The organism is Curvivirga sp., assembly GCF_965219885.1.
Lineage (GTDB): Bacteria > Pseudomonadota > Alphaproteobacteria > UBA8366 > Aestuariispiraceae > Curvivirga.
The window spans coordinates 1680086-1704592 of record NZ_CBDCOT010000009.1; the positions used below are offsets into that span (position 1 = coordinate 1680086).

The window sequence follows — 24507 nt, forward strand, 5'->3', positions numbered from 1 at the left end:
TTCAATAATCATGTTTTGAAACGCGGCTGCGGTTTTTCTTAATCGCGCCGCGTTGTTTTTTCTGATCCGTGCGTTTTGCTTTTGCGGATTTACTTGGCTTTGTCGGGCGACGTTTTTTAGGCTGGATGGTTGCCTTTCGGATTAAGTCACAAAGTCTTTCACGTGCTTCATCGCGATTGCGTTGCAAGGAACGATGGCTGGTAACCGTTATAATAATCTCACCATCTTGGGTGATCAGATGGCTGGCAATTGTCTTTAAACGATCATAAACGGTTGAAGATAGGGTCGGGCAAGCTTTTGCATTAAAGCGCAATTGTACCGCCGAAGATGTTTTATTCACATGCTGCCCGCCGGGGCCGGGAGCACGAATAAATTTTTCTTCCAGTTCATCATCTTCAATAATGATCGTGTTTGTAACCTTCAAACTAGACACAATTTTCCCTATCTATCTGTGCTTAATTCTTGCTTACAGTTTTTAAAACTTCCCCTGCAAGATGGGCGTGGTCGAAATATAATCAGACATGAAGTCCCGTAAAGCTTTTGCTTTGGCGTTCAGTAATTTTCCCGTCGGCCAGATTGCAAATATCTCTCTTTCAGGACCTTGCCAGTGTGTTAGAACTCTTTGCAATTTTCCTTCATTTAATTCCTTGTATACCTCAGTTATGGGTAACAAGGCGATGCCATGACCGTCTTGTACCATTTGGGAGGCTAAATATATATCATTCAGGATTAAATGCGCATTGGGATAATAATCTTCCCGGCGATTAAGATGGGTATTTGTTAAGGCCCATTTGGAAAAGATATCCGTTACGATGATTTGATGATTTGCAAGGTCAGATAAGTTATTGGGGGAGGCGTATCTATCCAGATATTCAGGTGATGCAACCAGAATTGTTGCGATATTTCCTAATTTCTTTTGATATAAAGCTGAATCATTCTGTGGACCGATGCGAAGTGCAATATCCACTTGGGATAAAATGATATCTTCCAACCCATTACTGATCTGCAAGTTTAGCTGGACTTCCGGATATTGTTTTATGAAATCCGACCACATTGGCTGTAAAATACCGATGGAGATATTTGTCGGTGCCAAAACCTTTAAGGGACCGCTTACTTGATGCATTTCTGAATTTAAATGACGTGCGGTTTCTTCGATCTGTTTTACCAAACCGGAAAAAGCATCGTAATAACTGCTGCCTTCTGCCGTTAAAGCAAAGTTTCGCGCAGATCTATGAATAAGCTGGCATTGCAAGGTTTTTTCAAGCTTTTTTAAGCGCCGGGTTACTGTGGCAGGTGGCAGGTTCAAGCTCTTCCCCGCGGCGGCGAGACTTCGTTGTTCAACGATGTGAATAAAGAGGGCGATGTCGTTTATCATGGTTTCATTTATGGAATTAATAGCTTCATAATTGTCTATATATTTCAAATATAAAACAACATATTTCTATTCATATCAACTAAACAACAGCAATTTAAGGATTTGATATGAGTAATTTATGGGTAAGTGCAGGTATTGAAGTTACGGATGTAACACGTGTTTTTGCAGCGAAAGAAGCGTTGGCAAAATTAGTGGCAGAAACCGTTAAAGAACCAGGATGCATCAAGTTTGAAATACATCAACATCTTTCAGAACCTCAAAAATTTACCTTATGGGAAATATGGGAAACAGCGGATTCTCTGACAAAACATTTTGAGCAGGTGCATACGATTGAATATCTAAGCCATAACTATACCGAAGTGAATTATATTGAGAAAATGTCCGGCCCGATCGGTTAGTGAGGCTTCATGCATTTCAGAATAATTTTTTCCCTTTTGATGTCTTTGGTTTTGTCATTTTTTATGACCTTGTGGGTGACATGGTTAAATCTGGGCTATAGCGACATGTTCTTTGATCATTGGTTTCAAGCTTTTCAATATGCTTGGCCTGCTGCAGCCGTCATTTCGTTCCTATGTGGTCCGCATATCCAAAGCTTAACCGAAAGAATTTATACAAAATTTCAATGATATTTATGGAATAGTAAAATGAATATTCATCGTCAAAATATCACAAAATTGGCAGAGCCTGTTGGGCCATATACCCATGTCGTACAACATGGAGATATTTTATACACATCCGGCTTCACGGCTTTTGGAAGTGATGCTCAGCATGACACAATTGATCAGCAAGCGATTGCGATATTTGATCAATTGAAAATCGTTGCGACCGAAATGGGGAGTTCACTGGATAAGCTAATAAAAGTGACGATTTTTGTGACAGAGTTTGAGGAGATGGAAGCATTGAGAGATACTTTATTCTCCATCTATGGCACACATATACCGGCAAGTTCGCTCATAAAAATCGATCAACTTTTTGCACCGGAACTTAAAATTGAAATCGAAGCAATTTTTGCACAATAGCAATTGTTAAATCAATGTTCAGTCCAATAGGGTCTTTTGTCTCTATTGGACTGAATTATTGATCATACATATTGCCCGGCACAATAGCCGGAAGACCAAGCCCATTGAAAATTAAAACCACCAAGATGTCCGGTTACATCCATAACTTCGCCAATGAAGTATAAACCTTCGGTTTTATTGCTTTCAAAAGTTTTGGATGAGATTTCTTTGGTGTCGACCCCGCCCAGAGTTACTTCGGCTGTGCGATAGCCTTCAGTGCCGGAAGGTTTAACCTGCCAGTTGTTGATCATCGCAGCCGCTTGATTGACAGTTTTCTTGCCAAGTTCCGCCATCGTGCGATCTGCACCGACATCCGCGGTGATTTTCTCTGCGATACGTTTGGGAATGAAATTCGCTAAAACGGTCGATAATTTTTGCTTTGGATGTTTATCACGCGCGGAGGCTAATTCTTCCTGAATATTATGGTCTGGTGCCATGTTGATTGTGATAGGATCCCCTTCTTTCCAATAAGAGGAAATCTGCAAAATGGACGGTCCGCTAATCCCGCGATGCGTGAACAACATTCCCTCACGAAATGTGGTTTTGCCATATTTAATAATAGCATCGACGGATAGTCCTGACAGGGATTTCATATGATCAAGAAGTTGATCTGTGAAAGTTAAGGGAACAAGGCCTGCGCGTGTTTCAAGAATGGTATGGCCAAATTGTGCAGCGACTTCATATCCAAATCCCGTTGCGCCGATTTTTGGAATAGATTTGCCACCGCAGGCGATAACCAAGGATTCACATTCCATTGGTCCCATTGTGCTTTCAAGGGCAAAACCATTATTTGTCTTTGTGATCTGGTTGATGCTTGTTTCCGTGTGAAGAGTGACGCCAGCATCCTGACATTCTTTTAGCAGCATATTGATGATGTCTTTTGCTGAATCATCGCAAAAAAGCTGACCTAATGTTTTTTCATGAAATTTAATGTCATGCCGTTTTACTAAATCAATGAAATCATGTTGGGTATAGCGTTTTAAGGCAGATACACAAAAACGTGGATTGTTGGATAGAAAGTCATTTGGGCTGGCATGAATATTTGTAAAATTACAACGACCACCGCCTGAAATACGGATCTTTTCCGCCATTTTTTTTGAATGATCCACAACCAGAACCTTACGTCCGCGCTGTCCCGCATGGATCGCACAAAAGAGGCCTGCTGCCCCGCCACCAATTATGATTACATCGAATATTTGCATAATGATCTGGATATACTGGTTTTGGCAGGGATAGCCAATAAAAAAGGGGAGAGCCTATAAATATATAAAACTCTCCCTCAAATTACGCTTAGAAGTAATTTATTGAGTTCGCAGCTGAGATACGAAACCTTGCATGGCAGTATCAAGTTTTGCTGCTTGTTCTCGCAAACTTTCAACAGAGTTAAGTACATTCTGAACACGTTCTGTATTGCTTTGTGCATCCATTTTTACATTACCCACATTGTTTGATACGGACGATACTTCTTGGGCCGTTTCTGCTGCTTTATTCGCAATTTCGCGGGTGGCTGCTTCTTGTTCATGAACAGAGGTTTCAATGGATTCTGAGGTGTCTTGTACTTGGCTAATGGCATCGTTAATTGCCTGAATGCTTTTAACGGTATTGTCAGTTGCACCAACGACAGCGTTGATTTGGGTGCCGATTTGTTCGGTTGCTTGTGCTGTTTGACTGGCTAAGTTTTTAACTTCATTTGCAACTACGGCAAACCCTTTGCCAGCTTCACCTGCACGTGCAGACTCAATGGTTGCATTTAAGGCAAGTAAGTTTGTCTGATCTGCAATGCCGGCAATTAAAGTTACAACCTCAGAGATTTCGGTCACTTTCTGTGACAAACTTTCAACATCTGTTGTCGTGTTTAAACCTAATTCTGATGCATTGGTTGAGATTGATTTGGCATGTTGCACTTGGCGGGAAACTTCATTCACCGACACAGATAACTCTTCTGATGCCGCAGCCACGGTTTCAACATTACTGGTAATGCTATCTGCTGACATGGACGCATTTTGTGCGTTTGAATCCAGTTGTACGGCAGCAGATGACATTGTGTCTGCAAGTTGTTGAATGTCATTTGCCGATTGGTTCACATTTGAAATAATTGAGCCCACTTGCGTTTCAAAAGTTGAGGCAACGGACTGCATCTCCATCGCTTTTTCTTTTTGATAGCGTTCTTCGGCTTTCTTTTGTTCTTCCGCAGCTTCTTTGGCAGCGGCAAGGGCTTGATCCGCCTGCTGAGTTGCTTCGCTTGCGCCACGTAGTGCCTCTAAAAGTTTCATGGTCGCAAAGGTAAGGACGGCCGTTTCAAGGATGACGATGACTGCATGCAAGACAACTCTGAAGAAGTCGCCACCATTTGGGAAAACCCAAGCCGGAATAATAAAGTTTAACGCCAGATGGTGGGTTGCAATGACAACTGTGGCAACGATGTAAACGCGCCAGTCAACAAAGGCGAGTAACATGGCAAGGCCCGCAAAGAAATACATATGAATATCCAGCTGCCATGCATGACCTTGGAATGTATAGACGACCACACCGATAATCAACATAAACGAAACTGCAGTCAAATAACGCGAAACAGGTTTGTTACCTACAAGCTTGTAGCTGATAGTTGGAATGATTGCGAAGATGGTTGTCATAACGACTGCCCATAATGGATTATTTCCTGTGATATAGCTTGAAATCCAGACGATCGGGATATGGATATATAGATAAGGTAATAGAAATTTAGCAGCGAGTTCCTGAAGATGGTTTTCTGAATAGTTTGTCATTACTTCGTCCTGGAGTTTTTATAAAATAGGTGTGCAAATCCCAGGTGTTTTGGGATTTAATGCAAGAAGTGCTTTTGATTGCTCAAAGGCTTCTTCAGCAGATTTATTGTTATTGAATTTTGCGATGATGATATTTTCGCTTATGCCAAAAGATATTGGGGTGCCATCAACTGTAATAATTGCATTGAAGCTTTCTTGATGGCTGAAACTGGATGGAAAAACAAAGGCAACTTCATCCTGAGCGAAATCCGCTTTGAATGTAACTGCCATTAGGCCCAAAATTCCCACGACAGCAAATAGAAAGGCGATTGCCATTGCTTTTGCTGTTTCCCCCGCTGTCGATGTGTAATTAGACATCATCTTTCCCTCAGCTGGTTTATTAGAAGATATTTAACTAAAATATTTTATAAAAGGGAAGGCATTAATTTCTTATCTTTTGTTCATACTTCTACGGTTGCGCAGCTTTCAAATTTTTCGAAAGGGTTTAAGGGATTGGTCATTCAATCCTTGGTTGTGATATATTTTTTGCAATTTAAAATCAGTATGATACTATGCACCTAATGAAGCATTTGTTGGGTTTATTTGGGTGGCTTCTTCGTTTGCACGATATATCAGGATCGTATGCATAGGAGTGACCGATGGAACGTAAAACCCGCAGCCTGAAATGGCTTCTACTTATCCCTGTACCCGTTATTGTATTTATCTGTATCATTTTTGCACTAGCAATTTTGCCAGGGCAAATGGCGAATAATGCGCTTGAAGATGCCAAAATCTCTGCTATGCGTACGGCGGATCAATTTAAGACTATTCGTGGCTATTATACAAAAAATGTTATCAGCAAGATCCTCAAAGATGGTGATTTGAAGCCTAGCTACAGTCATAAAAATGAAGAAAAAGGAGTGCCACTACCAGCAACCTTTATTCATGATATGAGCGAGTTATTAGCGGAAAAAGATACATCGATTAAGTTATATAGTATTTATCCGTTCCCCAATCGTCAGACCCGTACATTAGATACCTATCAACAAGAAGCATGGGAATTTCTGGTTGCGAATCCTGGTGAAGCATATGTGCGCAGTGAAACTATAGATGGTAGAGAAGCCATTAGAGTTGGGATTGCAGATACGATGGTCGCTGAAGGATGTGTGAGATGCCATAATAATCGTGCTGATACACCTAAAGCGGATTGGAAGTTAAATGATGTGCGCGGGGTACTGGAAGTACAAACATTTATTGATGATCAGTTAGCGCGTGGCACCAAGTTAAGTTTTGAAATGGTTGCTGGTTTAGTCGTTGTGGGGATTATTTTGACGGCGATTTCTGTCTATTTGAACTCCCAAATTGCCGGTCCGGTTAAGCGTATGACGCAAGCGATGCAGGACTTAGCTAAGGGAAATCTAGATGTAAATATCCCGGGCCAGGAACGTAAACATGAAATCGGTGATATGGCTGTTGCTGTTCAGGTATTTAAAGATGCTGCCATTCAGACCCGTCAATTAGAAGAAGAATCTATGACGGCTGCTCATCAAGCCGAAGAAGATAAAAAGCGAATGATGGCAGATCTTGCCCAACGATTTAATCAAACAGTTGGCGGAATTATCTCTTCCATTACCAATACTATTTCTAATCTGGATGGTATCTCTAAGGAAATGATTAATGCCACATCACAAGCGAGCGACGGGGCATCTGGTGCTGTGGATCAAGCTGAACGTGCATCGTCTAATGTGGAAACAGTTGCGGCGGCTGCGGAAGAACTATCAAGTTCCATCACTGAAATTAGCCGTCAGGTTTCTGATTCATCAAATGTGGCACGTGATGCGGTTTCCCAAGCAGAAACAACACATGGCACCGTACAGGAATTAGCGGAATCTGCAGATAAAATCGGCGAAGTTGTGAAATTGATCACGGATATCGCAGAGCAGACAAACCTTTTAGCATTAAATGCCACGATTGAGGCTGCCCGTGCCGGAGATGCCGGGAAGGGATTTGCTGTGGTTGCAAGTGAGGTAAAGAACCTTGCTCAGCAAACATCCAATGCGACCGACGAAATCAGCCAACAAATTAATGGTATTCAAAATGCCACGAAAGAGGCCGTCACAGCAATTGAAGGTATTACCGAAATTATTTCTTCGATGGATGAGATCGCGGCCAATATTTCTGCGGCGGTTGAAGAGCAGGGAAGTGCAACACAAGAAATTGCACGAAATGTGGATGAAGCTTCTGTCGGAACTCGCAATGTAACTGATGGTATCCAACATGTGAGTAATGCAACAGGCAATGCTGGTGCATCGGCCAATAGCGTGTCTTCGGCTGCACAGGAATTACATGAATTAGCCAGTAATTTAGAAGCGGAAGTGAATAGCTTCCTGAAAAGTATTGAATAACGATGACCTATTTAAAGAAAGGGGAATGATCCCCTTTCTTTGATATTTCTGATAAACATCCTTGTGTTCATGGAGTGGTTTTGTCATAGTTAGTTCATGTCACAAGTTATGCAAATTACCATTCCAGTTATTTGTTGCTGCCCTGCTGAGATTAGCATTATGGGCGGCTGTTGTTGTTGATCCCTTTTCGCGGATAAAACAGCCCAGCCGATCGGCTCTTCAAACATTGAAACCGACCAATGTTTTGGTGACTAACTCTCCAAATATTTTAAAAAAATTGATCTTTTGGACGCGCCGTTTATAAACGGGGTATCATTTTCAGGAACGAGAAATCCAATGCCGTTAAAAATTTATGATACAGCTCAACGTAAAGAGACTGAATTTCAACCACATGATCCGCAAAATATTCGCATGTATGTGTGTGGACCAACTGTATATGACTATATTCATATCGGTAATGCGCGTCCGTTGGTGATTTTTGATGTGTTGTATCGTTTGTTACGTCTGAACTATGGCGAGAACCATGTGAAATATGTACGCAACATCACTGATGTGGACGATAAGATTAATAATCGTGCGCGTGAAAACTGGGATGGAAAATCGGACTTGCGTGATGACATTCGGGCTTTGACTGAAGTCACAAATGGCCAATATCAAGAAGATGCACAAGCCCTTGGATGTTTGCAGCCTGATGTGCAACCACGTGCGACTGAACATATCGCAGAGATGTTAAACATCATTGGGAAACTGATCGATAATGGTCATGCTTATGCTAAGGATGGTCACGTTCTGTTTGATACAAAATCATGGCCTGATTATGGTGAATTTTCTAATAAAGATCAGGAAGAATTGGAAGTCGGTGCCCGTGTTGAGGTTGCTCCGTATAAAAAGAATCCAACAGATTTCGTGTTATGGAAACCAAGTGATGATGAAACACCGGGTTGGGAAAGCCCTTGGGGGTATGGTCGTCCCGGTTGGCATATTGAATGTTCAGCCATGTCGGAAAAACATCTAGGTGAAAATTTTGATATCCATGGCGGTGGTCAGGATTTGATCTTTCCACATCACCAAAATGAAGTGGCGCAAAGCTGTTGTGCCAATAAAGGCTCTTCTTACGCAAAATATTGGATGCATAATGGCTATCTGATGTCTGAAGGCGAGAAGATGTCTAAGTCCTTGGGCAATTTCTACACCGTGAATGAATTACGTCAGGAATTCCCGGGTGAAGCTTTACGTCTTGTGTTATTGAAAAGTCAGTATCGCCAACCTTTGGATTTCTCAAAAGAAAAACTACGCCAAGCTAAAACAGAATTAGATAAGTTCTACCGTTTGATTGGTGAAAATTCAGATGTTGCTGCAAGTCAGGTTGATAAAGAAGTTCAAGCTGCCCTTGAAGATGATTTAAATACGCCATTGGCGATTTCTCGCCTACATGCACTTTATGATGCAGGTGATGTTGCTGGTTTGAAAGCCTCTGCAGAAATTCTTGGGCTATTCCAGCAAGATGCGGAAGTCTGGTTTAAGGGCGAAGGTAATGAAGATGAGGCCGCTGAAATTGAAGCTTTGATCCAAAAGCGTAAAGATGCCAAAGCCAGTAAAGATTTTGCAACGGCAGATGCTGTGCGTGATGAATTAATGGCACGTGGTATTGTTCTTGAAGACAAGCCGGGCGGTGTTACTGAATGGCGTAAGGCATAGGGGGCGATTATGGCTGAGCGTGTATATTTATTTGATACCACTCTACGTGACGGGGCGCAGACATCTGGTGTTGATTTTTCCGTTGCTGATAAAACTGTCATTGCGCAAGCTTTGGATGATCTAGGGGTAGATTACATCGAGGGTGGCTGGCCGGGGGCAAATCATACAGATGATGCCTTCTTTGAGAGCCCACCTGCATTGAGTAATGCCAAGCTAGTTGCTTTTGGGATGACGCGTCGTCCCGGGCGTTCCGCGGAAAATGATCCGGGGTTAGCGCCTTTGGTGAATAGTAAAGCAACCGCAAATTGTTTGGTTGGAAAAAGCTGGGATTTCCATGTGGATGTAGCCCTTGAAATCCCGCGCGAAGAAAATGTAGCCATGATTGCGGATAGTATTGCTTTTTGTAAGATGCGCAAAGAGGAGGCAATGTATGACGCTGAACATTTCTTTGATGGCTATAAAGCCAATCCTGACTATGCGCTGCAATGTGTGAAAGCAGCTTATGAAGCTGGCGCGCGCTGGATTGTCCTTTGTGATACCAATGGGGGTACTTTACCGCATGAGGTTTATGACATCGTGAAGGAAGTATCCGCACATGTGCCTGCGGATCATCTTGGTATTCATGCCCATAATGATACTGAAAATGCTGTGGCGAATTCCTTGGCAGCGGTACGTGCAGGCGCACGTCATGTACAAGGGACTTTAAACGGACTTGGAGAGCGTTGCGGTAATGCAAATATGATGTCCCTGATTCCTTCTTTGATTTTGAAGATGGGCTTTGAGACTGGTATCAAAGAAGATGCATTACATAAGCTGACCTCCATCTCTCGTTTGTTGGATGAGCGTCTAAATCGCGCACCAAATCACCATCAACCTTATGTGGGGGAACGCGCATTTGCCCATAAAGGTGGTTTGCATGTGTCTGCGGTGGCAAAAGACCCAACCACCTATGAACATATTAATCCGGAATTGGTTGGAAACCGTCGCCAGATTGTTGTGTCGGATCAAGCGGGACGATCTAACATCCTTGCACGTCTTGAAGATGCCAAGGTGAAAATTGAGGATGAAGGTAAAATCCGCCAGTTATTGGATGATGTGAAAAAGAAAGAACATGAAGGCTATAGCTATGATGGTGCCGATGCCAGTTTCGAATTGCTTGCACGTCGTTCTATTGGTCAGGTGCCAGCCTATTTCAAGCTGTCCCGCTTTCGGGTGATGGATGATCGTCGCCGGAACGCGATGGGGGAATTGGTTACGGAATCTGAGGCCACTGTAACTTTGGATATGCGTGGTCAATGTTATATGCGTGTGGCAATGGGGAATGGTCCGGTAAATGCGTTGGATAATGCTCTACGTCAGGCCTTGGTTGAATTTTATCCTGTGCTAAAAGATATGCAGTTAGTGGATTATAAGGTGCGTATCATGCAACCAAGCGGTGATAGTACAGGTACGGATGCGATTACCCGGGTGGTGATTGAAAGCCAGCATGGTGATGAGCGTTGGTCTACTGTTGGGGTTTCATCTAACATTATTGATGCCTCCTATATTGCATTACGTGATGCCTACATTTTCAAATTGTTTAGCGCTGGTGAAAAAAGCGCCGATTAAGGTTTAAAGGAAACTCTCATGACAAAGCCGATTGGAATTATCTCTGCGATCCCAGAAGAAATTAAACATCTTCTGGATGGGCAAGCGGAAGAAGTGGTTATTGGGAATATCACTTTTTATCGTGGTGAGATCGAAGGGGAGCAAGCTGTTTTTGTTGAAACAGGTATTGGTAAGGTAAATGCCGCAATTGTGTCGACGTTATTAGTATCACATTTTGATTGTCGCGCATTAATGTTTTCCGGCGTTGCCGGCGGTCTTGACCCAAAATTGAATGTGGGTGATGTGGTTATCGGAGAGCGTCTGGTTCAACACGACTATGGCAAGATTCAAGAAGAAGTATTGCAAACCTTTCAGCCAGGCGCTTTCCCGTTGCCAGGCGTTGATAGTACCCATGGCTTCAATATGTCTGCGGAATTGAAAGCACGCTCCCATGAGTTACTTGATGAGGTGGTGCTGGAAACATTGCCAAATAACGAAACACCTTCCCATCATTTTGGGGCGATTGTAACAGGGGACGCTTTCATCAACTGTGAGGCGACCCGCGTGCGTTTACATAAAGATTTCAAAGCAATGGCAGTAGAAATGGAAGGGGCGGCTGTGGTACAGGTGGCTGAGCAAATGAATCGTCCATGGGTGGTTGTCCGTTGCTTGTCTGACTTGGCGGGAAGTGAAAGTCATATGGATTTTGATACCTTCTTGGCTGCGGCATCTATTAATGCGGCACGCGTAACACGTAAACTTGTGCATTTATTTGGATAAAAATAATGTCTGATAAACCTGTAATTATTCTGGTTGTTCCGCAACTCGGTGAGAATATCGGCATGGTGGCGCGTGCGATGTTAAATTGTGGGTTAACGGAGTTACGTTTGGTGAATCCAAGAGATGGATGGCCTAGTCAATCTGCACGGGATGCATCTTCGGGTGCTATAGAAGTTATTGAAGGGGCAAGGCTCTTTGAGACTACGGCAGAGGCAGTCTCTGATTTGACATATGTATATGCAACGACTGGGCGCCCACGGGATATGGTGGCTCATGTGGTCACGCCGAAAAAAGCCGCGGTTGAAATTCATGAAAAAGCTGCACAAGGACAGACCTGTGGTATTTTGTTTGGTGGGGAAAGATCTGGTCTAAACAATGACGATGTGGCTTTGGCTGATGCGATTGTGAATGTACCTCTTAACCCCGATTTCAAAAGCTTGAATTTGGCGCAGGCTGTATTGTTGTTAGCCTATGAATGGTATCAGCATGCAGATGACACACCGGAAAGTTTTTTAGAAACCAATGATAGCCAGCCTGTGTCCCAAGGCGAATTTAATAACTTTATTTCACGATTGGAAAAGGGGTTGGATCAAGGAGGATTTTTCCGTTCTCCCGATATGAAGCCTGTCGTGATGCGTAATATTCGTAATCTGTTTCAACGTGCGCAGATGACCGAACAGGAAACGCGTACTTTTCATGGCATGATGGTTGCGCTAAAGCGCGCTGGTTTGGAAATTGGGGATGTTGATAAGCTGCGGGATTAGACCGCAGCTTTATTTCTTGGGAACCTCAATCGGTAGAGGCTATGTATAAGTAAGGTGCCGACAACGATTGCGCCGCCATAGATTTCATTGGTATGTGGTTCTGTACCGATCCCAATCCAAACCCAGATTGGACCTAGAACAGTCTCCAATAACATCAATAAACTTACTTCAGCTGCGGGGATATAGCGTGGGCCAATAGCAAGGCAAGCGAAAGATAGGGGCACGACAACAAACCCCATGATTGCCATGTATATCCACTGGCTAACTTCGTAATCAATGCGATATAGGAAGCTTACAGCAATAATTGCACCCATGAAGGCTGAAATCGCTGACGTCGGCAGCATATTTACGTGGGATTTTTTGCGAATTAACGTGAAGGAAAAGGCAAGTGTAATCGCAGTTGCAATACCGAAAATGTTTTGGCTCAAATCTGCGCTACCAAAATCGTCCATAAACACCACGATAATCCCAATGAAGGCGAAGATCATGGCCACTAGTGTAACAGGGCGCACACGTTCTTTCATGATCAGGAAGCTGAATAGGGCCGCCCACATGGATGAAGTCGCAACACAGATCAATGTATTGGCCGCACCGGTCAAGGCGAGGGAGTAAACGAAGGAGATATTACAAATCGCAAAGGAAAGGGAGACAAGTATGCCTGTTTTACCAATCGCTTTGACCATTGGGAAAAACTGATCTTTATAAACAAAAGCCAAACCAATAGTTAGGGCTGTTCCTTGAAACAGGCCTCGCCAAAAGATCATTTCAAACGGATCAACATTCGCTAGAAAGAAAAGTAGCGAATCTGGGGTGAGCACTAATACGCCAATTAAGGTGATTAGTAAGCCTTTACGATGTTGTAATTGATCCATATGATGCCCGCCTGATGAGTTGATTATGGTTTATTTTCTAATATTCCTTATAGACTCTGCCTTATAGGCGAATTCAGGGTTTGACAATCCTTTTTAAATACGTATGATGCGCCCGCTTTCTGGGAATGCGGATTAAGTGGACTTTTATGTTGCACTTCTTCCCGCCAGTTTTCCCAAGACTTCAGTGGAGTTTTGGACTTATTGGACTACCGGGACAACAAACAGACTATGAAATTAAGGAAATAGTGAAATGACACGTCGTATTAGTGCGAAGTACAAAATCGATCGCCGTTTGGGTGTAAACCTATGGGGTCGTCCTAAATCTCCAATCAACTCCCGTGAATATGGTCCAGGTCAACACGGTCAACGCCGTAAGAAACCTTCTGACTTCGGTGTTCAGTTGATGGCAAAACAAAAGCTGAAAGGTTACTACGGTAACATCGGCGAAAAGAAATTCAAAAAATACTATCAAGAAGCTGTACGTCGTAAAGGCGATACATCTGAAAACTTGATCGGTATTTTGGAACATCGTTTGGACGCGGTTGTTTACCGTTCTAAATTCGTACCAACAGTATTCGCTGCTCGTCAGTTCATTAACCACGGTCACGTATTGGTTAATGGTAAGCGCGTTAACATTGCTTCTTACAATGTTAAAGTTGGTGACGTTATCGAAGTTCGTCAAAAGTCCCGCGAAATTCCATTGGTTCTAGAAGCACAAGCTTCTGCAGAACGTGAAGTTCCAGATTACATTGATTTGGACGCAGGTAAGTTAAAAGCAACATTCCAACGCACACCTAAGTTGGAAGACGTTCCTTACCCAGTTCAAATGGAACCAAACTTGATCGTGGAATTCTACTCTCGTTAATTTTTACGAGACGAAATCAGATTACGAAGAAGCCGCTTCATTTCGAAGCGGCTTTTTTCGTTTTGATATATTAGGGGAATCTGTTAAAACTGAAATATTATTTAAGTTGCTACGTTGAGTTGCGGGGAAGGGAACGATGCGTAAATTTCTATTTATACTCAGTTTTATTTTTGGTTTGTCCCAAATTGTGATGGCTGAGGAAGTTCGGGTTAATGTGGCTTTGACATCGAAGCAACCGCCTTTGGTTATTGATACAAGAGAACCAACTGGACTGGTATATGATGTCTTAAAAGCCATGAATGAACATCAGGATGAGTTTCATTTTGTACCACGTTTGATTCCGGCTAAGCGGATATTTTCTACATATCAAAATGGTGACATCGGAGTAATTGCCTATAACGATCTGAGTTGGGGTTGGTCGCAGAGAGGTGGTGTTGGCTCTGTTGCTATGACAGCAGGGGAAGATTTGTTCTTTTCACTGAAAAAGGAATATCTGGGCACGCAACCGGTGAAAGAAATCGGCGCTGTACTAGGCTTTAATTATGCCTTTGCAGGGTTTGATTCCAACAAGACAGCCCATATGGATAATGTGTATCTCGTCAAAGATGAGGAAAGTGTATTTCGTTTGGTAGTTAATAAGCGGGTACAGCAAGGTATTGTGAGTCGATCTTTCCTAGATTGGATGTCTGTATCCAACCCTGTCTGGTACACAAAGATTAACATTAATCCTACCCCGGATCATAGTTATACGCGTCGTTTTATCGTGTTGGAAAAATCTCCTATTAGTGTTGATCAGATAGATTCGATTATTGACGACTTGAAGAGGCAAGGTGTTATTCAGAACATATATGCGAATTACGGTATTAATTTTCCAGAATAGTTAGAAGTTTTATTTCTTATCTACTTTGAAATGGCGGTTATAAATCTTTTCATAGGTGCCATTTGCTTTGATAGCTGCAAGTCCCGTATTGAATTCCGATAGAAATTTTAAGCTGCTTTCACTTTGAATAGTTGACGCGATATGTTGATCATTTTGTGAAATCGCAGGTGATAAAATCTTTATTTTGTTTGGATCATATTCAGGCATGTTTAATAGATTATATTTTAATTGATCTGCATTGACTGCGAAAACATCAATGCGATCATGGTATAATAACTTGATACCTGTAGATTCATCTTTGACAGTTTGCTTGTTGAAGCCAGTATAGTTTTCAAACTCGCTTGAATAGGCCCATTTCAAGCCTGTTGCCATCCGGTAAGGCTTTAATTGATCAAAATTAGAGTATGTATCTAACAAAACTTTGTCTTTATATGCAGCAAAAACCATTTTTGTTGTATTTAATGGGGCGGAAAAATAAAAACTCTTTGCGCGTTCCTCATTATAAAATGCGCTTAATAAACCATCATAGCGACCATCTGCAGCTTCTTTTAAGGCGCGCGCCCATGGTTTGAAATCTATCTCTAGATCATGCCCTCTGATCTTTAAGGCTGCACGTGTCAATTCTACGAGAAATCCGCCTGTGGCACTGTCTTGTGAAGTAAACGGGGTGAATGAAGCAGTTACCAGTTTATAAGTTTCGCCATAGCCAGGTCGGCTAGCCATAAGAACTAAGGATAAAACCAGAATAATTGCTTTTAAATTCATTGCGTACTCCCATACCGCGATGCGTAATCATAGAGGCAATCGAGATTAATGCTACTAAATAATTGATAGAGGTGTGTTTTTATTTTTTGTTTTGGTTGTTTTAGTGATGTGTGACGGATCATGAACTCAGAAAAAACTACTAATTTCTTCCAATGGTTTTTTCTCGGTTGCGTGTTTGGGGATTACGGCATCTCCCGATGGGTATCCTGCGACAAGTAGAATATAGGGTTTCTCATTGGCAGGACGTTCACAAATTTCATTTAAGAAACCCATAGGAGCAGGGGTATGTGTTAATGTTGCCAAGCCTGCATTGTGAAGCGCCATGATCAGGAAGCCAGTCGCGATAGAGACGGATTCCGGCACATAATAATTTTTATACTCTTCGCCATCAGCACCGATACTGCGGCGCTGCCCGAATATAGCAATTAGCCACGGAGCTGTTTTTAGAAAGGGTTTATTAGGGTCTGTGCCAATTGGTTTTAAGGCTTTAAGCCATTCTTCACCAGCCCGTCCGTCATAAAATTCCTGCTCTTCTTTTTCCGCTTCAATCCGAATGCGCTTTTTCTTATGGGAATCACCAATGGCGCAAAAGTGCCATGGTTGGTGGTTCGCACCATTGGGGGCTGCACCAGCAGAGAGAATGCATTGTTCAATAATCTCTTTTGGGACGGATTTGTCGGAAAAATCCCTAACCGTGTGGCGGCGTCTTACTTCGTTGTAAAAGGCTTGCGCACGTTCCAGCATCTCACTTTCAGGATAAGTTTTGTAATCTGGAAGAGGAATTGGTTCGAAATCCTGCCCGAATTGACTATTGGCCATCAAAAATACTCCCGCCACAATTTTGATTTATAATTATGGGCGGGATTATAATTTGCGTTCGGTCCAATAGACAACAAAAAGTCCAAGCAAACTTAAAAATCCAAAGCCTGCGACTAACGGTGTGACGTTGAAATCATACGCATTCCCAACCGCATATCCTAAGAAAATGGAAATTAAAGTGGAGAGGGCGCCGATTACAGAAGAGGCAATCCCAGCAATATGTCCTAATGGTTCTAGTGCAAGAGCGTTAAAGTTCCCAAATAAGATGCCGGTACAAAAGAATGCTGACATACCCCAAATCATGAAATACAGAAGGTCTGGTCGCCCTTCAGCAAAAAGAACAAAGGGTAAGAAAGCGAAGCAAATAACGATCTTGGCTATGAGGGCTTTGATTAGTAAATTGCGCATCCCGTACTTAACAACAAGCTTTCCGTTAACAAGGGAGGCTGCGCCGATGGCGAGTGCCAAAACGCCGAAGTAGATAGGGAAATTTTCACCCGCCTCATAAACATCTTGGAAAATCTGCTGTGCAGAGCTTAGATAGCCAATAAAGGCACCAAAAATGATGCCAGCCGCAATGGTGTAGCCAAAAGATGCGCGGGTGGCACATGTCTCTTTTATACCTGTCCAAATTTGTTTGGGTGAAAAAGGTAATCTTTTTTCTTTATCTAATGTTTCGGGTTGGCGTGTTAATAACCAGATAAAGCCAATCGCAGCCATGATGATGAGTGTAAGGAAAATCCAACGCCATGCTGCAATTGCAAGAATGGCTTGCCCTACGGAAGGGGCCAAGGCTGGCACAATAATAAATACAGCCATAATGAAGGACATAATTTGGGCCATCCCACGTCCTTCATAAAGGTCCCGAATCATAGCCATGGTAACAATACGTGGTCCTGCGACACCCAGTCCCTGAATAAAGCGCCCCCATAACATGGTATCAAAACTTTCAGCTGTGACACAGAGGATGGAGCCAAATAGAAAGAGGCCCAGTCCAAAAAAGATAGCCAGTTTTCGACCAATGCTATCAGATAGAGGTCCCATAAAAAGCTGTCCTATGGCAAAGCCTGAAAACAGAACCGAGACAACCAACTGGTTATCATTCTCTACCAATACGCCAAGCTCTTGCCCCATGATTTGAAGGGCAGGTAACATGGAATCAATGGACATGGCGACAAGTGAAGTGAGCATTGCGCAAAGAGCGATTAGTTCAGCTTTGTGTATGTGTTTTCTATCTTTTTTCATCATGGCGCCAATCTATGAATTCATTCTCCATTAAACAAGTGTTAATCTCGCCCAGGAGTGTTTCCAATTGATGACTATTTATAGAATTTCAGTAATATACATTTATCTGTGGAAAGCATGATTCAGTTGGCTTTCAGGGCTTGAAACGCATGATTAAAAGTTGTACCAAGTCCATGACTTAACAGGTATCGCTTGTTGATACCGTTTGACTTGCTTGGTTGGAGCCAATTTTTCCATGTTAGATAACGATACACAAAATGGCGCAGTATCTCTTTTGCCTCAAGGTCTTGGTGACCAGTTGCCGCCTGAAGCTCTACATGAAGCTGCTGTATTGGATAAAGTTGTGCATGCGTTTGCCTCAATGGGATATGAACGCGTTGAGCCACCACTAGTCGAGTTTGAAGAAAATTTGTTAAATGGTGCAGGGCAAGCGATGGCATCGCATACCTTCCGCCTGATGGACCCGGTAAGCCAACGCATGATGGGGGTTCGTGCGGATATGACGCCCCAGGTTGCGCGCATTGCGGGTACTCGCTTGCGCAGTGTTGAGCGCCCCCTTCGCCTAAGTTATGCGGGGCAAGTTCTTCGGGTAAAAGGCAGCCAATTACGTCCTGAGCGTCAATTTGCCCAAGCTGGCGCAGAGTTGATCGGTGCTGATGTTCCAGAAGCTGACGCAGAAGTAATCACCTTGGCGGTTAAGGCGCTGCAGGCTGCAGGTGTGAAAGATATTTCTGTAGATCTAAGCTTGCCGACGGTTGTTTTGTCTATCGCTGAAAGCCTTGGTTTAACTAAAGAAGAAACAAAATCCTTACGTGTTGCATTGGATCGAAAAGATGCAGCAGAAGTTGCAACACTTCCAGAGAAGGCGGCTGAGATATTTGGTACTTTGTTAAATGCAAGTGGATTGGCAGATCAAGCACTTGAAAAATTGAAAGGTTTGAATTTGCCGGCAGCTGCTGCAGCAGAGCGTGATCGCTTAGCCGCGGTTCTCGATATTTTGAAAAGTAATTTAAATGGCGTGATGTTTACCGTGGATCCTGTGGAACATCGCGGCTTTGAATATCAAACAGGGTTAAGTTTTACTTTGTTTGCCAAAAATATCAGAGGCGAGTTAGGGCGCGGTGGACGCTATGAGGCTGGCGAAGCAAAAGAACCTGCAGCTGGTTTCTCTCTATATATGGATACAGTTTTACGTGCTGCACCTATTGTGGCAGGGTTGAAGCGTGTGTATCTGCCTTACGGCACAGATATGGCTGTTGGCGAAAAATTACGTGAAGAAGGCTGGGCAACAGTTGCAGGCCTTTATGCTGATGAAGATGTGCCCGTGCGGGCCGAAGCTGCAAATTGCGGCTTTATCTGGTTGTCAGGTGAAGTTCAGGAAGTCTAATCCGGGCTGCTGAATGATTTATCTGGCTTAAACTAATGGTTCGATCAGTAGTCGGGCCTGTTTAGTCTGGAAGGACAAAAGAATGACCAATGTAGTTGTGGTTGGTTCCCAATGGGGCGATGAAGGTAAAGGTAAGATTGTAGACTGGTTGTCTGAGCGTGCAGATGTAGTTGTACGTTTTCAAGGCGGTCATAACGCAGGACATACCTTAGTAATTGATGGCAAGGTGTATAAGCTTTCCTTGTTGCCATCTGGTATTGTGCGCCCAGGTAAGCAATCCATCATTGGTAACGGTGTTGTGGTTGATCCATGGGCGCTGGTGAAAGAGATTGAAGCTATTCGTTCTCAAGGCGTTGAAATTGGTCCTGATAATTTAAAGATCGCTGAAAATGCAGCATTGATTTTGCCAGTACATTCTAACTTGGATGCTGTGCGTGAAAAGGCACGCGGGGACAAAAAGATTGGTACCACAGGTCGTGGTATTGGTCCGGCTTATGAAGATAAGGTTGCCCGTCGCGCTGTGCGTGTTTGTGATTTAGCTGATCGTGCTTTCTTGGAAGAACGTATTGATAATTTATTGGCACATCACAATCCATTGTTAAAAGGCTTGGGGGAAGAGCCAATTGATCGTGATAAGTTGATCAGTGATCTTTTGGAGATTGCGCCTAAAGTATTGCCTTATGTAGATGTGGTTTGGAAAACTTTGGATAAAGCACGTCAGGAAAATAAACGTGCGTTGTTTGAAGGTGCGCAAGGCATGTTACTGGATATTGATCATGGTACATACCCGTTCGTAACATCTTCTAATACCATTTCCGGTCAAGCTGCTGCAGGTAGCGGTGTTGGACCTGGTCAGGTTGGCTATATTCTGGGTATTACAAAAGCATATACAACACGTGTTGGGTCCGGTCCTTTCCCGACCGAGCAGGAAAATGAAATCGGTCAAAAGCTAGGCGAGCGTGGTCATGAATTCGGCGTTGTAACAGGACGTAAGCGTCGTTGTGGCTGGTTTGATGCCGTTTTGGTGCGCCAATCCTGCAAAATTTCTGGCATGAATGGTATTGCTTTGACAAAACTTGATGTTTTGGACGGTTTTGAAGAGTTGAAAATCTGTGTTGGCTATAAGATTGACGGGAAAGAGTATGACCATCTACCAGCCCAAACAGACTTGCAGCCAAAGGTAGAGCCTATCTATGAAACCATGGAAGGTTGGAACGAAAGTACCGAAGGTGCGCGCAGTTGGGCCGACTTGCCAGCAAAAGCGATCAAATATGTTCGTCGTATTGAAGAGTTGATTGAAACTCCTGTAGCTGTACTAAGTACAAGCCCTGAGCGTGATGATACAATCTTGGTACGTGATCCATTTGAAGGTTAATTGTGGCGTTGTAATACGTTAAATTAGCAAAAATAATTAAGAAGGGTGTGAGCAATCAGTTTCGCACCCTTTTTCATTTGCCACAACATCCCCAAATCATGTTAGGATTCAAAGAGGTTAATCTAAATTTGGATTAATTTGATTGTATTTTTTATTGCTTCTTACATACTTGAAGCTACTTGGTCTTGGTTAGGGTAGGTATTCTTTAAATGGCGCTGAAAATCGGAAAGCCAAAAAAAGATGCAGCAGGCGGCGGCAAAGGTGGCGTCGTTGACGTAAAAGGGCGCTTTGAAATCCTGCCAGATCAACCTATTCCCAGTATGGATTCTCCTCCGGCATTTGCATTTAAAGCTGTTGCGACACGTAAAAAAGATAAAGAACGTGGCTTTTATGCGTATATCTGCGATCCCGCGATGCCGCCGCGATTGGGCATTATTTCTCTTCTAACACGTCTTGATGATCGACATTTAATCAAAGTACAGGACTGGGATGTTGTGGATTGGCCTCTTGAAGGTCGCCGATGTCCGGTCATGATTTGTGAGAAACCTGAAGGCAATCGCTGTTTCGAAACAGTTGAGACAACGCGCCGCCCTATGAAGGAGGAAGAGCTTCTTCGTATCGTCATTGATCCTCTAACAGCTGCGATCCGCGAAATGCATGCAGTAGGCGTATTCCATGGGGCGATACGCGCAGATAATGTGTTTTTTACATCTGATCAGGAAAATCAGGTCATGTTAGGTGAATGTTATACATCACCCGCAAATGTGGCCCAACCTGTTGCCTATTCCACGATTTCAAATGCTTTATCTCATCCTACAGGACGTAGCCCGGGCTCTCGTGCGGATGATATGTATGCTTTAGGCGTCACATTACTAGCCTTTGTGATGGGAAAAAATCCGGTATCACAATTCCCTGATGATACTGAATTACTTCGGGCGAAACTGACATATGGCACCTATGCATCAATGGCGTTGAGCCATCGTGTCTCCCCGGCTGTAATGGAAGTACTTCGCGGTCTGTTAAATGATAATGAAGAAGATCGTTGGGGGGTCGAAGATCTAGCGATGTGGGTGAATGGTCGTCGTATGAACCCACGGCAGCATTCCATGGGACAAAAAGCATCCCGTCCATTCATGATTAACGGAAAAGAATATGATACTGCACGAGAAGTGGCTTTAGGTTTTTCTCAAAACTGGGATCAGGCTGTTGGGCTTATTCAGGAAGGAAATCTGGATACTTGGTTGCGTCGTAGTCTATCTGATGATGATCGAATTGAAGCTGTTAATATTGCGAAAGGCGTTGCAGCCGGAAATGCAGTAACACAAGCGGATCAAGAAAGGCTTGTATCCCGCATTTTGATGAGTTTATCGCCTATATGGCCCGTACAGGTACGTGAAATTGCCTGTTCATTTGATGGTTTTGCTCAGATGGTGGCAATTAATATTCATAATCGTGATTTTACCCAATTCTTTGTGAAGGTCATTGATATGGGGTTGGTGCCGTTCTGGTTGGAAATGCAGGAACGCCCAAGTCAAGATCAGTTGCGGGTTTTACAAAGGCTTGAAAAAGCAAAGTTACTTTTGGTCAACCGCCAGATGGGGAATGGTCTAGAGCGCGTAGTCTATGAATTAAATGATTACATGCCATGTTCATCGGTTATGTTTGAAGATGACTATGTACCAAATCTTGATTACTTGCTACCGGCGTTGGATCGGTTGGCGCGTCGACGCAAATGGAAGTTAAATGCATTAATTGATCGTAATATTGCAGCTTATATCGCCGTAAATCACAAACGCAATATGAACCGTTATTTACAAGCTATGGATAGTGGGCATCAGGCTGTTGAAAATGCAGTGGCGCAAGTTCGTATTTTAATGCATCTGCAAGAAACAATAAGTAAGCGCGGTTACGTGGATTTAGCGAAAGCTTGCGTGAATTTTTTACAGCCCTACATTGATCAATTTTATTCTAATGATGAACAAGCTGCTATTCGTGAACGGATGGATAAGGCCGCAAAGAATGGCCGCATTAAAGATGTTATTGCTATTGTGGATGATAAAGAAGCCTTGCAAAGGGATCATGCTGAATTCTCCAAGGCGGTGCATGAATATACGGTCGTGGTTGTTAAGCAAGCGCGCTTATATGAAGAGATCAAAGACCGCCATAAGATTGCGGGTACAATCGGTGGTAAGATTTCAAGTGGTATTGCTGCAACACTAGGGGTTCTAGGTGTTTGTATTGCCTCTATTTTCAAACTGTTTTTATAGGTTGAATGGGAATGGCAAAGGATAAAAAAAATAAACAGAATGATGATCAGAAGCAAAACTCTTTCGCTAAGAGATTTATGCTTTGGATTGCCATGCCTGTTACCTCCCTGATTTTCTTTTCAACAGCGATCGTAATAGCAGGTGGGATGATCCCTACGGGTGTTGCTTATTTTGTTGATAAAAGCGAAGGTAAATATGCAACTCGCACAGTTGGATATATGAACATCGCGGGTGCTATCTATGTATGTATGGATATGTGGAGTAGCGGGGATAATACGGTTGAACGTGCGCTTACATTATTAAGCGATCCCTTAAACTGGTTAATCATGTTTGGGACGGCAGGGGCTGGTTGGATCATCTATTTTATGTTGCCACCTGTGGTGTTTTCTTATCTTCACGCATATTCCCTGATCCGTAATAAGAAGATCAAAGAGCAACAAGATGCGTTGGTGAAGGAATGGGGGGAAGTTGTGCGTGAAACAGCGCCGATGGTTTCTGCAGATCTAATGCGTTTCGATCCTGATCTTGCTTTGGAAGACGGCTCACCGCCACCATTGTCCGAAGAGGATCAAGTGAAGGCAGTTGAATTGAAGAAAGCACTTGCGAAAAAAGAAAAAATTAAAGAAGCGCGGGCCAAGAAAAAACAACAAGGTTAAATATTGTTGGTAAAGAAAAAAGCCATCTGAATTTCAGATGGCTTTTATTCTGTTAAACTAAATTTTTCTCCAAGGCCAAATTACGCATAGCCTTTTGAAGTTTTTCAAAGGCACGTGCTTCAATCTGTCTTACGCGTTCTCGACTGATGTTATACACTTGGCTTAGTTCTTCCAGAGTTTGAACAGGGTCTACCAATCGACGCTGGGTAAGAATTTCACGTTCGCGTTCATTTAGATGTTCCATTGCCTCTGTTAACAGCTCACGACGTAGGGTTAGTTCTTCGCTTTCTGCATACACGGCTTCCTGGTTGTCAGTTTCATCTTCCAACCAATCCATCCATTCGCCATCACCATCACCATTTGCTTTTAATGGCGCATTCAAAGAATTATCAGCCCCAGCTAAACGGCGATTCATTGAAACGACGTCTTGTTCTGGTACATCTAGCTCTTCAGCAATTTTCTTCACATTTTCAGGATGAAGATCGCCTTCCTCAAATGCTTGCAATCGACCTTTAATGCGACGTAGATTAAAGAACAATTTCTTCTGAGCTGCCGTTGTGCCCATTTTAACCAAAGACCAACTGTGAAGAATGTATTCCTGAATGGAAGCACGAATCCACCACATTGCATAAGTGGCTAAACGGAAGCCTTTTTCAGGATCAAAACGTTTTACCGCTTGCATCATACCAACATTGCCCTCTGAAATTAATTCAGCGACAGGTAGTCCATATCCTTTATAGCCCATAGCAATTTTGGCAACGAGGCGTAGATGTGAAGTTACAAGTTGATGGGCCGCGTCACGATCTTCGTCTTCGCGCCAGCGACGCGCAAGCATATATTCCTGATCTGGCTCCAGCATTGGGAACTGACGGATTTCATCCATATAACGTTGTAGATTACTTTCCGGCGTTAGAACGGGTAAATTTCCTGTTGCGCTATTACTCATAATTTCACCTTTTAAATCT

Annotated in this window: 24 protein-coding genes; 14 read left to right on the top strand and 10 right to left on the bottom strand. The window is 43.1% G+C overall.

The window, feature by feature from the left end; genetic code table 11:
- Nucleotide 1 precedes the first annotated feature (1 nt).
- Together arfB and ACOQOA_RS13405 are read right to left on the bottom strand one after the other, a co-directional pair.
- Nucleotides 2-433 carry an alternative ribosome rescue aminoacyl-tRNA hydrolase ArfB gene (gene arfB / locus ACOQOA_RS13400; RefSeq protein WP_420549126.1) on the bottom strand — a complete coding sequence of 144 codons (432 nt, stop codon included), beginning with the start codon at nucleotides 431-433 and terminating at the stop codon, nucleotides 2-4.
- Nucleotides 434-475: 42 nt separating this feature from the next.
- On the bottom strand, nucleotides 476-1375 hold the full coding sequence (locus ACOQOA_RS13405) for a LysR family transcriptional regulator (RefSeq protein ID WP_420549127.1): 900 nt from the start codon (nucleotides 1373-1375) through the stop codon (nucleotides 476-478).
- 107 nt (nucleotides 1376-1482) lie between these two features.
- Between ACOQOA_RS13405 and ACOQOA_RS13410 the strand changes: the two genes are divergently transcribed.
- From ACOQOA_RS13410 to ACOQOA_RS13420, 3 genes are read left to right on the top strand one after another with little or no spacing between them, the layout of a single operon-like run.
- A complete protein-coding gene (locus ACOQOA_RS13410) occupies nucleotides 1483-1773 on the top strand; it encodes a putative quinol monooxygenase (RefSeq protein WP_420549128.1) in 291 nt (96 codons plus the stop codon).
- 39 nt (nucleotides 1774-1812) lie between these two features.
- Nucleotides 1813-2001, top strand: coding sequence for a DUF2798 domain-containing protein (locus ACOQOA_RS13415; protein WP_420550110.1), 189 nt, complete (start codon nucleotides 1813-1815; stop codon nucleotides 1999-2001).
- A gap of 18 nt (nucleotides 2002-2019) precedes the next feature.
- A complete protein-coding gene (locus tag ACOQOA_RS13420; RefSeq protein WP_420549129.1) occupies nucleotides 2020-2394 on the top strand; it encodes a RidA family protein in 375 nt (124 codons plus the stop codon).
- A 62-nt stretch (nucleotides 2395-2456) separates the two neighbouring features.
- Here the strand turns inward: ACOQOA_RS13420 and ACOQOA_RS13425 are convergent, their stop codons facing one another.
- The 3 genes from ACOQOA_RS13425 to ACOQOA_RS13435 form a co-directional block, all read right to left on the bottom strand.
- Nucleotides 2457-3635 carry an NAD(P)/FAD-dependent oxidoreductase gene (locus tag ACOQOA_RS13425; RefSeq protein ID WP_420549130.1) on the bottom strand — a complete coding sequence of 393 codons (1179 nt, stop codon included), beginning with the start codon at nucleotides 3633-3635 and terminating at the stop codon, nucleotides 2457-2459.
- A gap of 99 nt (nucleotides 3636-3734) precedes the next feature.
- Complete coding sequence (locus ACOQOA_RS13430; RefSeq protein WP_420549131.1) at nucleotides 3735-5198, bottom strand: methyl-accepting chemotaxis protein; 1464 nt, start codon at nucleotides 5196-5198, stop codon at nucleotides 3735-3737.
- A gap of 18 nt (nucleotides 5199-5216) precedes the next feature.
- Nucleotides 5217-5558: a hypothetical protein gene (locus ACOQOA_RS13435; RefSeq protein WP_420549132.1), complete on the bottom strand. Its 342-nt coding sequence runs from the start codon at nucleotides 5556-5558 to the stop codon at nucleotides 5217-5219.
- 278 nt (nucleotides 5559-5836) lie between these two features.
- Here ACOQOA_RS13435 and ACOQOA_RS13440 point away from each other — a divergent pair, with 278 nt between their 5' ends.
- The 5 genes from ACOQOA_RS13440 (at nucleotide 5837) to ACOQOA_RS13460 (ending at nucleotide 12411) form a co-directional block, all read left to right on the top strand.
- Nucleotides 5837-7582, top strand: coding sequence for a methyl-accepting chemotaxis protein (locus tag ACOQOA_RS13440; protein ID WP_420549133.1), 1746 nt, complete (start codon nucleotides 5837-5839; stop codon nucleotides 7580-7582).
- A gap of 336 nt (nucleotides 7583-7918) precedes the next feature.
- The gene (gene cysS, locus ACOQOA_RS13445) at nucleotides 7919-9280 is read left to right on the top strand and encodes a cysteine--tRNA ligase (protein WP_420549134.1); all 1362 of its coding nucleotides are present in this window, start codon (nucleotides 7919-7921) and stop codon (nucleotides 9278-9280) included.
- Nucleotides 9281-9289: 9 nt separating this feature from the next.
- The gene (gene cimA, locus ACOQOA_RS13450; RefSeq protein WP_420549135.1) at nucleotides 9290-10888 is read left to right on the top strand and encodes a citramalate synthase; all 1599 of its coding nucleotides are present in this window, start codon (nucleotides 9290-9292) and stop codon (nucleotides 10886-10888) included.
- Between the two features lie 18 nt (nucleotides 10889-10906).
- Entirely contained in the window at nucleotides 10907-11647 is a 741-nt protein-coding gene (locus ACOQOA_RS13455; RefSeq protein WP_420549136.1) for a 5'-methylthioadenosine/adenosylhomocysteine nucleosidase, read from the top strand.
- Between the two features lie 5 nt (nucleotides 11648-11652).
- Nucleotides 11653-12411 (top strand): RNA methyltransferase, encoded by a 759-nt coding sequence (locus ACOQOA_RS13460; protein WP_420549137.1) that lies wholly within the window; start codon nucleotides 11653-11655, stop codon nucleotides 12409-12411.
- Here the strand turns inward: ACOQOA_RS13460 and ACOQOA_RS13465 are convergent.
- A complete protein-coding gene (locus tag ACOQOA_RS13465; RefSeq protein ID WP_420549138.1) occupies nucleotides 12408-13283 on the bottom strand; it encodes a DMT family transporter in 876 nt (291 codons plus the stop codon). The genes ACOQOA_RS13460 and ACOQOA_RS13465 overlap by 4 nt on opposite strands.
- Nucleotides 13284-13533: 250 nt before the next feature.
- Here ACOQOA_RS13465 and rpsD point away from each other — a divergent pair, with 250 nt between their 5' ends.
- Nucleotides 13534-14148, top strand: coding sequence for a 30S ribosomal protein S4 (gene rpsD / locus ACOQOA_RS13470; RefSeq protein WP_155154732.1), 615 nt, complete (start codon nucleotides 13534-13536; stop codon nucleotides 14146-14148).
- A 136-nt stretch (nucleotides 14149-14284) separates the two neighbouring features.
- Nucleotides 14285-15028 (top strand): ABC transporter substrate-binding protein, encoded by a 744-nt coding sequence (locus ACOQOA_RS13475; protein ID WP_420549139.1) that lies wholly within the window; start codon nucleotides 14285-14287, stop codon nucleotides 15026-15028.
- Between the two features lie 9 nt (nucleotides 15029-15037).
- On the opposite strand, the gene ACOQOA_RS13480 is transcribed toward ACOQOA_RS13475, so the two are convergent.
- The 3 genes from ACOQOA_RS13480 to ACOQOA_RS13490 all read right to left on the bottom strand — a co-directional run bounded on the left by ACOQOA_RS13480 (nucleotide 15038) and on the right by ACOQOA_RS13490 (nucleotide 17860).
- Nucleotides 15038-15793 carry a substrate-binding periplasmic protein gene (locus ACOQOA_RS13480; RefSeq protein WP_420549140.1) on the bottom strand — a complete coding sequence of 252 codons (756 nt, stop codon included), beginning with the start codon at nucleotides 15791-15793 and terminating at the stop codon, nucleotides 15038-15040.
- Between the two features lie 126 nt (nucleotides 15794-15919).
- Nucleotides 15920-16612 carry a nitroreductase family protein gene (locus ACOQOA_RS13485; protein ID WP_420549141.1) on the bottom strand — a complete coding sequence of 231 codons (693 nt, stop codon included), beginning with the start codon at nucleotides 16610-16612 and terminating at the stop codon, nucleotides 15920-15922.
- Nucleotides 16613-16657: 45 nt separating this feature from the next.
- Entirely contained in the window at nucleotides 16658-17860 is a 1203-nt protein-coding gene (locus tag ACOQOA_RS13490; RefSeq protein ID WP_420549142.1) for a multidrug effflux MFS transporter, read from the bottom strand.
- A gap of 232 nt (nucleotides 17861-18092) precedes the next feature.
- Between ACOQOA_RS13490 and ACOQOA_RS13495 the strand changes: the two genes are divergently transcribed.
- The 4 genes from ACOQOA_RS13495 to ACOQOA_RS13510 all read left to right on the top strand — a co-directional run bounded on the left by ACOQOA_RS13495 (nucleotide 18093) and on the right by ACOQOA_RS13510 (nucleotide 23542).
- On the top strand, nucleotides 18093-19244 hold the full coding sequence (locus tag ACOQOA_RS13495; RefSeq protein WP_420549143.1) for an ATP phosphoribosyltransferase regulatory subunit: 1152 nt from the start codon (nucleotides 18093-18095) through the stop codon (nucleotides 19242-19244).
- An 82-nt stretch (nucleotides 19245-19326) separates the two neighbouring features.
- Nucleotides 19327-20619, top strand: coding sequence for an adenylosuccinate synthase (locus tag ACOQOA_RS13500; RefSeq protein ID WP_155154737.1), 1293 nt, complete (start codon nucleotides 19327-19329; stop codon nucleotides 20617-20619).
- Nucleotides 20620-20828: 209 nt separating this feature from the next.
- Nucleotides 20829-22886, top strand: a complete 2058-nt coding sequence (locus ACOQOA_RS13505; protein WP_420549144.1) for a hypothetical protein — start codon at nucleotides 20829-20831, stop codon at nucleotides 22884-22886.
- An 11-nt stretch (nucleotides 22887-22897) separates the two neighbouring features.
- Nucleotides 22898-23542, top strand: coding sequence for a hypothetical protein (locus ACOQOA_RS13510; protein WP_420549145.1), 645 nt, complete (start codon nucleotides 22898-22900; stop codon nucleotides 23540-23542).
- Nucleotides 23543-23594: 52 nt separating this feature from the next.
- Here the strand turns inward: ACOQOA_RS13510 and rpoH are convergent, their stop codons facing one another.
- The gene (gene rpoH / locus ACOQOA_RS13515) at nucleotides 23595-24488 is read right to left on the bottom strand and encodes an RNA polymerase sigma factor RpoH (RefSeq protein ID WP_420549146.1); all 894 of its coding nucleotides are present in this window, start codon (nucleotides 24486-24488) and stop codon (nucleotides 23595-23597) included.
- Between the last annotated feature and the right edge of the window lie 19 nt (nucleotides 24489-24507).

Bases quoted from the DNA above. Each gene is read 5' to 3' on its own strand.
- ACOQOA_RS13500 (WP_155154737.1), top strand. From the start codon at position 19,327: ATGACCAATGTAGTTGTGGTTGGTTCCCAATGGGGCGATGAAGGTAAA.
- ACOQOA_RS13415 (WP_420550110.1), top strand. From the start codon at position 1,813: ATGTCTTTGGTTTTGTCATTTTTTATGACCTTGTGGGTGACATGGTTA.
- ACOQOA_RS13405 (WP_420549127.1), bottom strand. From the start codon at position 1,375: ATGATAAACGACATCGCCCTCTTTATTCACATCGTTGAACAACGAAGT.
- ACOQOA_RS13430 (WP_420549131.1), bottom strand. From the start codon at position 5,198: ATGACAAACTATTCAGAAAACCATCTTCAGGAACTCGCTGCTAAATTT.
- cysS (WP_420549134.1), top strand. From the start codon at position 7,919: ATGCCGTTAAAAATTTATGATACAGCTCAACGTAAAGAGACTGAATTT.
- ACOQOA_RS13455 (WP_420549136.1), top strand. From the start codon at position 10,907: ATGACAAAGCCGATTGGAATTATCTCTGCGATCCCAGAAGAAATTAAA.
- ACOQOA_RS13485 (WP_420549141.1), bottom strand. From the start codon at position 16,612: ATGGCCAATAGTCAATTCGGGCAGGATTTCGAACCAATTCCTCTTCCA.
- cimA (WP_420549135.1), top strand. From the start codon at position 9,290: ATGGCTGAGCGTGTATATTTATTTGATACCACTCTACGTGACGGGGCG.
- ACOQOA_RS13460 (WP_420549137.1), top strand. From the start codon at position 11,653: ATGTCTGATAAACCTGTAATTATTCTGGTTGTTCCGCAACTCGGTGAG.
- ACOQOA_RS13490 (WP_420549142.1), bottom strand. From the start codon at position 17,860: ATGATGAAAAAAGATAGAAAACACATACACAAAGCTGAACTAATCGCT.
- ACOQOA_RS13440 (WP_420549133.1), top strand. From the start codon at position 5,837: ATGGAACGTAAAACCCGCAGCCTGAAATGGCTTCTACTTATCCCTGTA.
- ACOQOA_RS13435 (WP_420549132.1), bottom strand. From the start codon at position 5,558: ATGATGTCTAATTACACATCGACAGCGGGGGAAACAGCAAAAGCAATG.
- ACOQOA_RS13420 (WP_420549129.1), top strand. From the start codon at position 2,020: ATGAATATTCATCGTCAAAATATCACAAAATTGGCAGAGCCTGTTGGG.
- ACOQOA_RS13495 (WP_420549143.1), top strand. From the start codon at position 18,093: ATGTTAGATAACGATACACAAAATGGCGCAGTATCTCTTTTGCCTCAA.
- rpsD (WP_155154732.1), top strand. From the start codon at position 13,534: ATGACACGTCGTATTAGTGCGAAGTACAAAATCGATCGCCGTTTGGGT.
- ACOQOA_RS13510 (WP_420549145.1), top strand. From the start codon at position 22,898: ATGGCAAAGGATAAAAAAAATAAACAGAATGATGATCAGAAGCAAAAC.
- ACOQOA_RS13410 (WP_420549128.1), top strand. From the start codon at position 1,483: ATGAGTAATTTATGGGTAAGTGCAGGTATTGAAGTTACGGATGTAACA.
- ACOQOA_RS13425 (WP_420549130.1), bottom strand. From the start codon at position 3,635: ATGCAAATATTCGATGTAATCATAATTGGTGGCGGGGCAGCAGGCCTC.
- rpoH (WP_420549146.1), bottom strand. From the start codon at position 24,488: ATGAGTAATAGCGCAACAGGAAATTTACCCGTTCTAACGCCGGAAAGT.
- ACOQOA_RS13480 (WP_420549140.1), bottom strand. From the start codon at position 15,793: ATGAATTTAAAAGCAATTATTCTGGTTTTATCCTTAGTTCTTATGGCT.
- ACOQOA_RS13475 (WP_420549139.1), top strand. From the start codon at position 14,285: ATGCGTAAATTTCTATTTATACTCAGTTTTATTTTTGGTTTGTCCCAA.
- ACOQOA_RS13465 (WP_420549138.1), bottom strand. From the start codon at position 13,283: ATGGATCAATTACAACATCGTAAAGGCTTACTAATCACCTTAATTGGC.
- ACOQOA_RS13505 (WP_420549144.1), top strand. From the start codon at position 20,829: ATGGCGCTGAAAATCGGAAAGCCAAAAAAAGATGCAGCAGGCGGCGGC.